Source organism: Bradyrhizobium sp. 31Argb, from assembly GCF_043638955.1.
GTDB lineage: Bacteria > Pseudomonadota > Alphaproteobacteria > Rhizobiales > Xanthobacteraceae > Bradyrhizobium.
On the sequence record NZ_JBEGDB010000162.1, the window covers coordinates 4,559 to 17,638 of the forward strand.

At 61.3% G+C, this 13,080-nt stretch carries 11 protein-coding genes and 1 pseudogene; 5 read left to right on the top strand and 7 right to left on the bottom strand.

All coding sequences use genetic code 11. The annotated features are described in order from the left end of the window. On the top strand, positions 1-1,400 hold a 1,400-nt coding region (locus AAFX91_RS26475), incomplete at its 5' end, for a DUF4082 domain-containing protein (protein WP_394568616.1). A 68-nt stretch (positions 1,401-1,468) separates the two neighbouring features. Here the strand turns inward: AAFX91_RS26475 and AAFX91_RS26480 are convergent. The 3 genes and pseudogenes from AAFX91_RS26480 to AAFX91_RS26490 form a co-directional block, all read right to left on the bottom strand. Next, a complete protein-coding gene (locus tag AAFX91_RS26480; protein WP_130583856.1) occupies positions 1,469-2,212 on the bottom strand; it encodes a hypothetical protein in 744 nt (247 codons plus the stop codon). 36 nt (positions 2,213-2,248) lie between these two features. Beyond that, positions 2,249-2,504, bottom strand: a pseudogene (locus tag AAFX91_RS26485) (molybdopterin dinucleotide binding domain-containing protein); the annotation flags it as partial. A gap of 338 nt (positions 2,505-2,842) precedes the next feature. Beyond that, the gene (locus AAFX91_RS26490; protein WP_130583857.1) at positions 2,843-3,793 is read right to left on the bottom strand and encodes an oxygenase MpaB family protein; all 951 of its coding nucleotides are present in this window, start codon (positions 3,791-3,793) and stop codon (positions 2,843-2,845) included. A gap of 350 nt (positions 3,794-4,143) precedes the next feature. On the opposite strand from AAFX91_RS26490, the gene AAFX91_RS26495 reads away from it, so the two are divergent. Then, positions 4,144-5,742 carry an FAD-binding oxidoreductase gene (locus AAFX91_RS26495; protein ID WP_394568617.1) on the top strand — a complete coding sequence of 533 codons (1,599 nt, stop codon included), beginning with the start codon at positions 4,144-4,146 and terminating at the stop codon, positions 5,740-5,742. 132 nt (positions 5,743-5,874) lie between these two features. On the opposite strand, the gene AAFX91_RS26500 is transcribed toward AAFX91_RS26495, so the two are convergent. Genes AAFX91_RS26500 through AAFX91_RS26510 form a run of 3 tightly spaced genes read right to left on the bottom strand, consistent with a single transcriptional unit; the run spans position 5,875 to position 8,990 of the window. Beyond that, on the bottom strand, positions 5,875-6,135 hold the full coding sequence (locus tag AAFX91_RS26500) for a hypothetical protein (protein WP_394568618.1): 261 nt from the start codon (positions 6,133-6,135) through the stop codon (positions 5,875-5,877). Between the two features lie 55 nt (positions 6,136-6,190). Beyond that, positions 6,191-8,536, bottom strand: coding sequence for a molybdopterin cofactor-binding domain-containing protein (locus AAFX91_RS26505; RefSeq protein ID WP_394568619.1), 2,346 nt, complete (start codon positions 8,534-8,536; stop codon positions 6,191-6,193). A gap of 1 nt (position 8,537) precedes the next feature. Further along, a complete protein-coding gene (locus AAFX91_RS26510; protein ID WP_130582813.1) occupies positions 8,538-8,990 on the bottom strand; it encodes a (2Fe-2S)-binding protein in 453 nt (150 codons plus the stop codon). 584 nt (positions 8,991-9,574) lie between these two features. Between AAFX91_RS26510 and AAFX91_RS26515 the strand changes: the two genes are divergently transcribed. The 3 genes from AAFX91_RS26515 to AAFX91_RS26525 all read left to right on the top strand — a co-directional run bounded on the left by AAFX91_RS26515 (position 9,575) and on the right by AAFX91_RS26525 (position 11,665). Beyond that, positions 9,575-10,444, top strand: coding sequence for a c-type cytochrome (locus AAFX91_RS26515; RefSeq protein ID WP_394568620.1), 870 nt, complete (start codon positions 9,575-9,577; stop codon positions 10,442-10,444). A 99-nt stretch (positions 10,445-10,543) separates the two neighbouring features. Next, complete coding sequence (locus AAFX91_RS26520; protein ID WP_130582812.1) at positions 10,544-10,900, top strand: Mth938-like domain-containing protein; 357 nt, start codon at positions 10,544-10,546, stop codon at positions 10,898-10,900. A gap of 6 nt (positions 10,901-10,906) precedes the next feature. Then, positions 10,907-11,665, top strand: a complete 759-nt coding sequence (locus tag AAFX91_RS26525; protein ID WP_245476705.1) for a C13 family peptidase — start codon at positions 10,907-10,909, stop codon at positions 11,663-11,665. 530 nt (positions 11,666-12,195) lie between these two features. Here the strand turns inward: AAFX91_RS26525 and AAFX91_RS26530 are convergent. Further along, a complete protein-coding gene (locus AAFX91_RS26530) occupies positions 12,196-12,876 on the bottom strand; it encodes a hypothetical protein (RefSeq protein WP_394568621.1) in 681 nt (226 codons plus the stop codon). Between the last annotated feature and the right edge of the window lie 204 nt (positions 12,877-13,080).

Genomic DNA, 13,080 nt, shown 5'->3' on the forward strand with positions numbered 1-13,080 from the left:
ATGTCGGCACCCTTGCCGTCCAGGTTTCGGCCACCGATCCTGCCGGCCTTTCTGCCAGTGAGACCTTTAATATCGCCGTAACCACGACGTCCGCGACGGTGAGCCTGTTCACCGCATCGAACACCCCGACGCAGACCAGTTTGAATGATGGCTCCGCGCTCGAGGTCGGGGTGAAGTTCACCTCGTCCACTGCCGGCCAGATCACCGCGCTCAAGTTCTACCGCAGTCCCGGCGATACCGGCTCCGATCTTCTCGACCTGTGGACCTCGACCGGCACCAAGCTTGCCAGCGCCACCTTCACCAACACCACCGCAAGCGGCTGGCAGACCGTGACCTTGGCGACGCCAATCTCAATCACCGCCAACACCACCTATGTCGCGTCCTATCACACGAACGGCGCGTATGTGGCCACCAGCAATTTCTTCACCAACGCCGTATCGAGCGGCGCGCTGACGGCGCCCTCTTCCGCCTCGTCCGGCGGCAACGGGGTTTACTCCTATGGCGGCACCAGCACCGCCGGCATCTTCCCGACCAGCAGCTTCAGCGCGTCCAACTACTACGCCGACGTGGTGTTCTCGCCTGGCTCGACGACCGACACGCCGCCGGTGCTGGTGACCCAGACCCCCAACCAGAGTGCGGTCGCCGGCTCGGCCTTCTCGCTGACGCTGCCTGCCGGCACCTTCAATGATCCCGACGGCGGCGCTCTCACCTATTCGGCGACCGGCTCGAACGGCGCGGCGCTTCCCTCATGGCTGACGTTCAACGCGGCGACACGAACTTTCAGCGGCACGCCGACATCGGCAAATGTCGGCACCCTTGCCGTCCAGGTTTCGGCCACCGATCCTGCCGGCCTTTCTGCCAGTGAGACCTTTAATATCGCCGTAACCACGACGTCCGCGACGGTGAGCCTGTTCACCGCGTCAAACACCCCGACGCAGACCAGTTTGAATGATGGCTCCGCGCTCGAGGTCGGAGTGAAGTTCACCTCGTCCACTGCCGGCCAGATCACCGCGCTCAAGTTCTACCGCAGTCCCGGCGATACTGGCTCCGATCTCCTCGACCTGTGGACCTCGACCGGCACCAAGCTTGCCAGCGCAACCTTCACCAACACCACCGCAAGCGGCTGGCAGACCGTGCCCTTGGCGACGCCGGTCTCGATCGCTGCCAACACCACCTATGTCGCGTCCTATCACACAAACGGCGCGTATGCAGCCACCAGCAACTTCTTCACCAACGCGCTCACGAGCGGAGCCCTGACGGCGCCATCCAGCGCTACGTCAGGCGGCAATGGCGTCTATGCTTATGGAGGAACGAACTCGGCCGGACTCTTCCCAACCAACACCTTCAGCTCCTCCAACTACTACGCCGATGTGGTGTTTCAACCTCAGCTCGCAGCGTGAGCTCGCCGATTGAGCCAATCAGCTTCTACGCGCGCGGCGCAGATGTTGGTGAGCCCCGGTCGCACCACTCAGGAGAGGCGCGTGACATCAACGATGATTCGGTTGTGGTTGTCCGGGTCGACCAGGACGGGTAATTCGCACCCGGCGGTGGTGCGCTTTTCGCGGCGTTGGGAGCTGCTGAAGGACATGCGGGTCACCGCTTGCCAACCCTGCCCACCGTTCGGGTGGTTCACCCAGAGGACGATGTCCCACGTCCCGCCTGGTGCACTGCTCGGTCCCACCTCGTGCGCGGACAACACTTTCGCCGTGGCCGGCACGAGCCCGAGGGCAGCGGCGCCGCCGGAAAGCGCGATCTCTGTCTGCTGCGGAGTGAGGCCGTTGACCAGCGTCAGCAACGACGCGGCATGCGCCACCTCCCGCCAGACGCGGGGAAACGCGTGATGGCCGGGCGCGTCGGCCAGCCGCTCGCTGAGTTGCCGGGCGCGTAAAGTCTCTGCGAGCCTTTCGGCGGCCTCTGGCCCGGTCGGCACCTGATCCCATTCGATCCTGAACCGGTTCGGATCGGCCAAGTCCACGGTGACGGGGAGCACCGCCCCAGGGCGGGGCCACTTCGGCTTAGGTACCTCGTAGCTGCTGTACTGCACCGCAGTCGCCGCGAGGCGCTCCGCGGTGATCACCCCGTCAATGTCGCACTTGGGACAGAGAATCGCCTCGCCAGCCGCGTCGGGGAACGGCGAACAAGCCACGACCTGCAACTGTCCGCCCACCGGGTTCGGGATCCGCACCCGCTTGCCCTCACTGAACCAACCCATCAACGTTCCCTCCAACAAACGGGCATGTCACGTCCGCTACATCGGATCGAAAGCGCGGATCGGCGGCAGATTGCCGTTGAACCGCTCCACCTCGACAGTCGTGAGATGGCCGGTGCAGCCTTTGCGCGAAGGATGAGGTGCCGATGTCGCGGGTGAGCACATTCGCATTGCCGTGAACGCAGAGCGGTGTCTCTTCCTCCGGATCCATCGGGTCGTACCACGCGCCGGTCGGTAGCTGGACAACACCGGGAGCGATGCCGTCGGTGATGTGCACCGCGGCAAGGCAGGCCCCGCATAAGGCCTGACTTCGAGTCCAGCCTCGCTGTGACGCGCCGAGAACACGCCCCAGTGCAAGGTGTGCGGCTTGAAGCCGTCCGACAGATCGAGGCCGGGATCGGGGTAGCCAATCGTATCGTTCATCGCGTCTTCCTTATGCCCCGGTCGGGCCGTTCCCGTCGCAATTTGCCGGCCAGTATACTGATCCACGCCCCAATGTCGTCGAGATCAGGGCCGACGGAAGCGCTACGATATCTCATCCAATCCTTCGCATGAGGCAGTTCATGAACCCATAGCAGGTTCAGCTCTTACGCGCTTATGCTAAGGCCATGACCGCCATCGGCATGAGCACCTTCATCTGTTCCAGCGGTCATCTAGCTGGGGCCGTCCGACCCAGGCCCTGTTGAGACATCGCGTTGCCCAGTCGAGTTGCGGCTTTCCTTGTAGTCGCGCTTGCGCTTCCTGGTAGGGACCGACGTACCGAAGGCGAGTCGGTATTTTGGGATAGATGCGTCGTATGCGTGCAAACGCACGTTCGGCGGCTTTCCGGTCACGCTCGTGAGAGGTAAATCCGAAGCCCACGCGCAATCGGTCTGGCAGCAGATGGGCAGTCAGGGCCTGGTACCACTGCGGCGGCCGCAACCATGGCCGTGCGCCGGCAAAGATCTGTCCCGCCAGCTCGCGTGCGGTGGCGCTGACGGACAATGTATCCGATTGCATCATGCTTGTGCTGTAGGCAGCGAATGAAGCCCAATCCGCCGGTAGGTTGGTAGACGTCAGCCCGAACAACGCCCCAAACAGCCGGCTTTCGGCCCAATACCGCTCACGCTCTTCGACCGTGAGGGGAGGCAAGATCAGGTCGTGTACGATGAGAGCGCTCTCGACGAGCGTCGCGTGAACCCAGCGCAACGCTGCGACCTCGTTGGCGCAGTAGATTGAGCCACTCTCGAAGGGACCGATTGCTTCGGGCAAGCGGCCGACGATCGTGGCATGGCGGCGGTGGAGGTACCTTGCAGCAGCAAGGGCGCTGTCGAGTGAGCCGAACACCATTGTAAACATAACGTCAAAGGTCCGATGAAAGCGACCGATCGGATCCGCAAAGGTCCGCGAGTGCTCGGCCACGGCCGCGGCAACCCAGGGATGCGCCAGTTGAAGGAGCAACGCACGACCGGCGCCCAGGAAGATGACGGCCTCCCTGTCGATCCTCCATGTCATCGAGGCCGGACCAAAAATGCCCTCGACCGATCCGGCGGCCCGCGCCCGGAGGAATTCAAGAGCAGCCTCCAGGTCGTTCTCGGAGACCAAATGCGCACCTTTCAAAGCGAGCGTGGATAGGCTTATTCCACCCGCTCTGTGTAGTCTACCGCAATTCAGTAAGCCGAGGCCGCGTAGGCGCTGTCGCATTGCGGGATTTCCTTCCGCTCGAAACACGGCGGCTCGGAATTTCGTCATGCCACACGAAGCAAGGCTGCGATTTGCTGAACCGAGCGGTCGCCCGTTCGCTGAAGAAACAGCCGACGTAAAACGCGCGATCTTTCATCGTTCCCCTCGAGGGCGTATTGTTTCGATCGGCCGAGCTCAATCTGCGGCGCGCGCGTTCAGAAGATCTGTTTCGTCGATCCGAGCAACTATCGAAACCAACACGAGGAACGCTCATGACCGACACAAGGCTGAAACATTACGGTTGGGGGCGCGAAGGCGAAGGCATGAGCGAAGAGGAACGGAAGTTTGTCCTCGGCCGCTATCATGTCAAATTTGGAACTGACGAATTCGACACGGTCGCTGTTCCGGGCCTTGAAGAGCTCTCCTTGCGGGAGCCGCGCATAGTGCCACCGGCCTCCCTCGCGCCCTTCTGCACGAGCGAACGTTACGATCGTGCCGCGCACACCTATGGCAAGTCCTATCCGGATTACGTTAGAGCAATGCTTGGCAATTACGATAGTGCGCCCGACGTCGTGGCCTATCCGCGTAACGAGTCGGAGATTTCCGCTGTGATGGACTGGGCGGGATCTGTTGGCGCTTCGCTGACACCTTTTGGAGGCGGATCGAGCGTGTGCGGCGGCGTCGAGCCGCGGGTTGACGGCATCAAGCACAAGGCTGCCGTCAGCCTCGATCTGCGCAATCTTTCCAAAGTCATCGAAGTGGATTCGTTATCGCGCGTCGCTTCGATCGAAGCTGGCGCCTATGGTCCGTTCCTGGAAAACCAGCTCAAGCCCCACAACTTCACCTTACGGCATTTTCCGCAGAGCTTCGAATACTCAACTCTGGGCGGCTGGATTGCGACACGATCGGGCGGCCATTTCGCCAGTCTTCATACCCATATCGACGATTTCGTCGAAAGCCTGCGCGTTGTGACGCCCGCTGGCGTGCTGGAGACGCGCCGACTTCCCGGCTCGGGTGCCGGACCGAGTCCCGACCGCATGTTCATTGGCTCGGAAGGGATTCTGGGGGTGATTTCGCGTGCCTGGATGCGATTGCAGCCCCGTCCAAAGTTCCGCGCTGGCGCATCGGTTCGCTTTCCCTCCTTCTTCGATGCCGCGTGCGCTGTGCGTGCGGTCGCGCAAGCCGGCCTCTATCCATCCAATTGCCGGATCCTGGACCCGCAGGAGGCCTTTAACACGGGGGCGGCTGACGGCAGCGCTGCAATCATGGTGCTCGCATTCGAATCGGGCGATCATCCTTTGGACGCCTGGTTCGCGCGTGCACTTGAGTGCTGCGCCGACCACCGCGGGACGCCGGAGCCCGCGACAGCCAGGGACGCGCATCTCCAAGGCGCGGCAGGCATCTGGCGCAACGCGTTTATTCGGATGCCCTATGCGCGCGAATTTCTGACGCCCGCGGGCCTCATCATCGATACGTTCGAGAGCGCCATCACCTGGGATCGGTTCGAAAGCTTTCACGACAAGGTCAAAACAGCAACCGAATGCGCGATTCTGGAAGCAACTGGGATCAAGGGTGAAGTCACCTGCCGCTTCACCCACGTCTACCCGGACGGTCCCGCGCCCTATTTCTCCTTCCACGCGCGCGGTCGACACGGCGCGCTTCTCGAACAGTGGCAGGCCATCAAGAACGCGGCGAGCGACGCGCTGATCACGGCGGGCGGCACCATCACCCATCATCATGCCGTTGGTCGCGATCATAGACCCTGGTACGACCGACAGCGGCCAGCGCTCTTCGCCGCCGCATTGCGGGCAGCCAAGCGCGAATTGGATCCCCAAGGCATGCTCAATCCGGGCGTCCTGATTGATGCCTAAAGCGTGATGACTTTTCTTCGAATCGTCATCCTCTCTCATCGGCTCCCCACCTTGCCGGATCAAGCGCTCAAGCGTTTCGCGCGCAGTGGAACCGAACCGCACGCGAAAAGGTCCAAATGTCATGGGGCCAAACTACTTGCCCATCCGTTCGACCTTGCCTTTCTCCTTCACGTTCATTTCCTTCACCGTCGGATCGCGGCTGCCTTCGCCGGTGGTTTGGGTTCGCGTGGCTTTCGGCGCATTGCTTGGTACAGAGCTCTGATCCTTCGGCGTTTTTGCCGGCCGTGTAGCAGTGGCCGGCGGCGGGTTAGTCTGAGCGCTCGCAGCTTGCGCGCTCAAAAGAAAGGCGCCCGACAGTAGCGATAGCGCGAGCGCCGCTGAAATCTGTTTCATCGGTCCGTCTCCCGCCCAAACCGATGAAACGGTTGTTGCGAAGTTACGTTCCGCCTCACACTTCCAATTGCTTGCCGATCGGCAACGCGCGGATGCGCTTGCCGATCGGCAACGCGCGGATGCGCTTGCCGGTCGCGGCGAAGATCGCGTTGATCAGGGCCGGCGCGAACGGCGGCACGCCGGGTTCGCCGACACCGCTCGGCGGCGTATCGGGGTTGGCGGGCGGCACGATGTAGACGTTGGTGACCGCAGGCGATTCGTCGATCCGGATCACCGGGAAGTCGTCGTAATTGCCCTGCTGCACCCTGCCGTTCTTGAAGGTGACCTCGCCATGTTTGGCGAGGCTCATCCCCATGATCGCCGCGCCCTCGATCTGCGACTGGATGCGCTCGGGATTGACATAGGTGCCGCAGTCGATGGCGGTATCGACCCGTGGCACCGTCAACTTGCCCTTGTCGTCGACAGCCACCTCAACGATGGTCGCGATATAGCTGACGAAGCTGCGGTGCGCCGCAATACCAAGGCCGTGGCCCTTGGGCACCTGCCGTCCCCAACCGCCCTTGTCGGCGACCAGCTCGACCACCTTGCGCAGCCGCGCGGTGTCGATCGGATAGCTGTCATAGGGCTCGCCATAGTTCCATAAATCCTTCACCGAGGTGAGGTTGAGGATCCGCGGCGCACCGATCAGCTCCAGCAGCATGTCCTTCGGGTCGCGGTTGGTGGCCTGCGCGATCTCGGCAACCATCGACTGCACCGCGAAGGCGCGCGGGACGTTTGACACCGAACGGAACCAGCCGATGCGGCTGTGCGCGGCCGCTTCCGGGTTCTCGCACTGGATGTTGGCGATCTCGAAGGGCATGTCGACCAGCCCCATGCCGAGCTCGAACGGCGCCTGGTGCACTGTGCCGGCCGCAAAGGTCGAGGCGATGCTTGGCGCGACGCTGCGATGCCGCCAGGCGATCACCTTGCCGCTCTTGTCGAGGCCCGCCTCGATGCGCTCCACGGAGACGGTGTGCAGGAAGCCGTTGCGGATATCGTCCTCCCGCGTCCACTGCACCTTGACCGGCGCGCCGAGCTCTTTCGAGAGCAGCACGGCTTCGAGCGCGTAATCGCACTTCGACTTGCGCCCGAATCCGCCGCCGAGCAGGGTGACGTTGACGGTCACGTTCTCCTGAGGGATGCCGAGCGTCTTGGCGACGTCCTCGCGCGTTCCGCCCGGGCTCTGCACGGGGGCCCAGACTTCCGCCTTGTCACCCTTGACGTTGGCGACCGCGACCGGCGTCTCCATGGCGACATGGGCAAGATGGGGCAAATAGTACTCGCCCACGATCACCTTGTCGGCGCCTTTCAGCGTGGCTTCGGCGTCACCTTCCTTGCGTACGACGAGGCCGGGCTTGCGCGCCGCTTCCTCAAGCTCGGCCCGATAGGCGACCGAGTCATATTTGGCGTTGGCGCCGTCCTCCCAGGTGATCTTCAGCGCGTCGCGGCCCTTGATCGCCGCGCCGGTGTTGCGGGCGATCACGGCGACCCCGCCGAGCGGCTGGAATTTCGAGGGCCACGGCCATCCCTTCACTTCCATCACCTTCTCGACGCCGGAAACCTTCATCGCCTCCGCGCCGTCGAACGACGCCACCTTGCCGCCAGTCACCGGCGGGCGGGCGATCACGGCATATTTCATGCCGGGCAACCGCACGTCGGCGCCGTATTGGGCCTTGCCCGTCGTGATGTCGTGGAGGTCGACGATGCTGATCTCGCCCTTGCCCAGGTAACGAAAATCCTTGGGATCCTTGAGCTTCAAGCCTTCAACGCTCGGTACCGACTCCTTGGCGGCATCGGCGGCCAATTCGCCAAAGCCGAGCTTGCGTCCGCTCGCGCTATGGACGACTTCGTGATTGACGGCCTTTACCTCGGCTGCCGGCACGCCCCAACGTTTTGCGGCGGCCTGCTCGAGCATGGTGCGGGCCGAGGCGCCGATCTGGCGCATCGGGATCAGATAGTGCCGCGTGCTACGCGAGCCGTCGGTATCCTGGTTGCCGAACTTGACCTCGTCGCCGTGCGCCTGCTGGACGCGAACGCGCTTCCAGTCGGCCTCCAGTTCTTCGGCGACGATCATGGGCAGGCTGGTGCGCACGCCGGTTCCCATCTCGGCACGGTGCGCGACGATTGTGACCATTCCATCCGGCGCGATCGAGACGAAGACGCGCGGGTCGACCACAGTACCGTGCGGCATCTTCCCCGCGCCGGTCTCGTAGGCAAAGCTCGGCCGCATCATGACCGGTGCGGCGAGCACGAACCCGCCGGCCAGCCCCAAGGTCTTCAGGATGCTGCGCCGCGAAATGTTCTGGACCTTGATGTGCTTCTCGAAACCGCGAAGCTTGCTGGGATTGGTGAGGATATTCATGTCACACTCCCGTCGATGCGAGATGGACCGCGTTTTCGATCCGCTGGTAGCAGCCGCAGCGGCAGATGTTGCCGGACATGGCTTCGCGGATCTGGTCGTGCGAAGGCTTTGGATTGTCCATCAACAACGCCGCCGCCTGCATAATTTGGCCGGTCTGGCAAAAGCCGCATTGCGGCACGTTGAGCTGCCGCCAGGCCTTCTGCACCGGGTGGTCGCCGGTCGGGTGCAGGCCCTCGATGGTGGTGACCTCGCGGCCGCCGACGTCGGACACGGAGGTGATGCAGGCGCGCACGGCCTGCTTGTCGACGATGACGGTGCATGAGCCGCACAGCGCCTGGCCACAGCCGAACTTGGCGCCGGTCAGCCCGACCTCGTCACGGATAAACCAGAGTAGCGGAAGATCGGGATCGCCATCCCAGTTCTGTTCCTGGCCATTAATCTTCACCTTGATCATGATCGTCTCTCCCTCTTCAGACGGAGCCGTCAGGAGCGTCTCCACGAGGTGAGCGAGAACATCTATCCTGGGATATCCCCTCGTATGGCCTCAGGCAAAACTGACCTCGCTGAGAAACCGCAGACTGCACCGTAGGATCTGGTTGATTGTCAGTGTCGGCCCATCCTCCTGTTTTGATTTCGCTTTGTTCAAGGTATGGACTGGTGGAAGCCTAGCACAAAGCGCGACCGAATAGGATTCCCAACGCCTTGTTTGCCTTTGTATTTTAGCGAGGGCTGCCTGCTCGGACGGCGTGCTTTTGGTCAAGAGCCCTTACGCAGTGGTCCTCACGAGACGAGATTTTTTTCGAAGAGCTGTATGCGGCTATAAAGATCGACGTATCCTATTTGTGGATGTATTCCGGGCGCTGACAGCTTTTTCCTTCGTCGTGAAGCCGCGCATTTTCAGCGTCTGAATTGGCGGCGTTTCATTCTAAACCAAGCATGCAATGTGGGCTTCGCGGCTGGAGGAGTTGGGAATAGGTGTAACTCTGCGATAGTCGCATTGTGCGCCTACCCTTGCCGCGTTCGAGGGACGCTTCGGATATGCCTACAACGACGATCGGGCTCGCTGTCACGTTAGCTTTCTCGCTGGTTGCCTTCACAATGCCAACGTCGGTTTGGGCAGCCAGTCCGACGTTGACGGTGTCAGCCGATGGCGGCGTCCGTATCTTCGATCGGGACGCGCTGCTTGCCCGCACAGATGTCGTCGAAATCACCACCTCGCGTGATGTCGCATACCGTACTCCTCCGACGTATCGAGCCGTGGCTCTCTCGAAGTTACTTGAAGGAGTTCCCATTCCGCCTGATGCCGTTGTGGAAGCGGCAGCACAAGACGGCTTCGTGACCCAGCTTCCTCGCGATCTGGTCTATGCTAATGACGGCATCATCGGGTACTTGGCAATCGAGGTCGCCGACACGCCGTGGCCGCCAATTCCAGGTAAGGATAAGAGCGCAGGCCCCTTCTATATCGTATGGCTCGGCGATCAAGCGTCATCCGTCCCAATCATGAAGTGGCCTTACCAAGTTGTCAGTTTGTCGGTGCAGGATGCGCCAGCCAAGCGGTGGCCCACGCTCGCGGTTGATCCCACGCTCCCTGCGCTCCATCCGGCACGAGACGGCCAAACCATCTTCGTGAACAAGTGCTTCACATGCCATACGATGAACCAGGCCGGATCGGCGTCCGCGGGCCCCGATCTGAATTTGCCGATGAACCCGACGGAGTACTTCACCGATGCCGGTTTGCGCGCGCTGATCCGAGATCCGCGCTCGGTTCGGGTTTGGCCCGAGCAGCGGATGCCCAGGTTTGCCGAAGAGGACCTGAGCGATGAGGAACTCGAGCTGATCTTGGCATATTTGAGTCACATGGCGCATAGGAAGAGCCGAGCAACGGAGGGTGGAAGCGGCAAACGCTAAATCGTAAAGCTCGATTACGGTTGGCGACGAGTGAGGATGATGCCGACGTCGAGGCGCCTCACTGTGCAATTGGACCTGGAGTCTGATCAGGAGGTCACGATGAAAATTGACAGCACCACATTCGGCGCGATTACGATTGACGGAACGACCTATCAGTACGATGTGGTCGTTCGTCTTTCCGGCGAAGTTGTAAAGCGGAAAAAGAAGCTATCAAAGAACCTCTATGGTACCTCGCACGTGCTTTCAAAAGACGAGGCAAAGTTTCTCTTCGAGAAAGGGTGCGACCAGGTCGTCATTGGTTCCGGTCAGATGGGCAACGTGCACCTGTCACCGCAAGCTGAAGCCTATGTCAAAAGGAAGGGCTGCGAGGTGCTGTTGAGGCCGACACCCGAGGCGATCCGGATGTTCAACCGGTCGCACGCCAGGAGGATCGGGCTCTTTCACGTGACCTGTTGAACGAAATTGCCCGGTGAAGCTGTGCATCTACGTTGGATCGGCCGGTTCGGCGCGCCGCTTATTGCTTTTGTTTTGACCATTGCGCCGTCATTTTCGCCGGCGCACGCCGTTGAGGATGCTCGCAAGGTGAGCGTCGTGTCCTTCGGCCTTTTCGGCGATCAGGGCGTGTTTAGAAACGAGGCAATCGGTGCAGCACGGATCGTAGCGGGCCGTTTCGGGAGCGGCCCGGTCAACGTGCAATACAATTGGAAGAAGGGCGGAGGTGCAACGATTGAAGGGCTGGCTAGGTCCCTGCAGGCAGCGGCCAATGGGATGGACGCCGAGAACGACGTTCTGTTCTTGATTCTCACCTCGCACGGCTCCCCCGACGGGCTTGCAGTCAAAGCGGGGCGGCTTACGCAAACGCTCACGCCGTCCAATCTCGCTGGCATGCTGGCGCGGACCGGTATGCGACACAAGGTGGTGATCATCTCGGCCTGCTATTCCGGGGTCTTTATCCCTCGTCTCGCGAACCCCGATACGTTGGTCATCAGCGCGGCCGATGCCGACCATCCATCGTTCGGCTGCCGGGACAAAGCCAAGTGGACCTATTTCGGCGACGCCTTTTTCAATGTCGCAATCCGGCAGGCTAAACGCCTGAAGGACGCCTTTGTTGTGGCGCGCTCGCTCGTCAAAAGGCGAGAACTGCGTGAGCACTTCGAGCCGTCGAATCCCCTCATGGCAGGCGGCGAAAACGTCCAGCCGTTGCTCGTTGCGCGTCCCTGACTCTTGGGCGCGCCGTTCGTGAAGCGTTCTGTGGGTGGGGGACCGTGTAGCGCGACAACTAAGTTGAAACTCTGTGCATTGAATTTCTTTGCCTTTTTTATACGTCCCGCCAGGCATTTGGGACTACCCGCCACGCGAATTGGAACTGTCCAGCGTCCACGCCACATAAATTGAAACTGATTTTGCCGGCCGGGTACAAGCAAACGACCGCGTCGCGCGAGGGGCCACCGCCCGACTCGTAGTCTGGGACTTCGCTCTTGAAATCATTGAAGTTCGTTGCCGTGAGAGCTCGCATCAGCGCGAAAAGTTGCCAAGGAACTCCAGGTGGAGAGTTCGACAGGGCTGGAGTTTCCGACGGCGCGGGAAGGGAGCACATTAGAGACAGTGCCAGCCAGGGCAACGAGCTGGTCGGTCGGGCTTAATGCGGATGTCCGCGAAGGGAGGGACGGTGCCACCCAAGTTGGGCGTTGCGCCGCGTATGTCTGGACCAGAAGAGTACCATCCCTCCTGCGCGACTTTGATGGTTAGAACTAGCCGTCCATAACAGTCTGGCTGCAGGTTCGGATCCTGCCGTCGTCTGATCGACGTAGGGGCTTATGCGGACACTTTGAAAACGACTCGATTTCCGCTTTAAGAACAAATCGATTTCGTTTTGAGAACGACTCGATCGCAGATCCCGCTGATACTTCTCGTAAATTCCGCCTCGTTTTTTTTCGCCGATTTTTGAGCTCGAAAAAAGTGAGGGGGGTCAAATCAGCTTCTTTGGGTCCCCAGATGCCTGCATATCCCCGCTCCAACGGCCTCGCGAGGAAGCCATGAAGCAGCCACCGACGAAGTTCGTCTTCCATGAGCAAGAGGTCGGCGACGTCAGCTTTCGTGCGATGGTGGAAGCCCGTCGCGTTGTTCTTCACATGGAGAATTCGAGCAGCCGCGAGTCCAGTGTGGACCTCATTGGACAGGCATTCGCTCTGCCTTGCCTTTGCTATTCCGAAGCAGGCTGGCAGCGCCGCGGAAGCCATTCTGGTCCGCCGGGCTGGGCTGTTTGCCACGACACAGCGCTTGAGCCCCGGATGTTTCTCGGGCACCTTCACAGCGATGACGTGCGGCTTCTGGCGCACGAGTTCGGGCTGCATCGCGGAGCTTTCCTCGGCCATCAGGTGGCGTTCAAGGATTCCATCGCTGGCCAGACTTTGAAGCAGATCATGCTCCATGATCCCATCCGCGCGGCGCTCTTCCGGAAGGCCGACGCATCGCTCGGCAATTGGGCCGAGCAGGTCGTTTCCGAGGAGCCGGCGCGACCCTGTCGACTGGCGATATGAGGGGACTCCGGCTTCGAAGGCCTTAGGCCGTGTGGACTCTTGGGATTCTCAAATCAGATTGAACGTGATTCAAGGCTTTCTTTTAGGAGGAAGCCT

What these genes read in the sequence shown, in the direction of transcription:
- AAFX91_RS26480 (WP_130583856.1), bottom strand. Translation starts at nt 2,212, where the DNA reads ATGGGTTGGTTCAGTGAGGGCAAGCGGGTGCGGATCCCGAACCCGGTG.
- AAFX91_RS26495 (WP_394568617.1), top strand. Translation starts at nt 4,144, where the DNA reads ATGACCGACACAAGGCTGAAACATTACGGTTGGGGGCGCGAAGGCGAA.
- AAFX91_RS26500 (WP_394568618.1), bottom strand. Translation starts at nt 6,135, where the DNA reads ATGAAACAGATTTCAGCGGCGCTCGCGCTATCGCTACTGTCGGGCGCC.
- AAFX91_RS26505 (WP_394568619.1), bottom strand. Translation starts at nt 8,536, where the DNA reads ATGAATATCCTCACCAATCCCAGCAAGCTTCGCGGTTTCGAGAAGCAC.
- AAFX91_RS26510 (WP_130582813.1), bottom strand. Translation starts at nt 8,990, where the DNA reads ATGATCAAGGTGAAGATTAATGGCCAGGAACAGAACTGGGATGGCGAT.
- AAFX91_RS26515 (WP_394568620.1), top strand. Translation starts at nt 9,575, where the DNA reads ATGCCTACAACGACGATCGGGCTCGCTGTCACGTTAGCTTTCTCGCTG.
- AAFX91_RS26520 (WP_130582812.1), top strand. Translation starts at nt 10,544, where the DNA reads ATGAAAATTGACAGCACCACATTCGGCGCGATTACGATTGACGGAACG.
- AAFX91_RS26530 (WP_394568621.1), bottom strand. Translation starts at nt 12,876, where the DNA reads ATGGAGCATGATCTGCTTCAAAGTCTGGCCAGCGATGGAATCCTTGAA.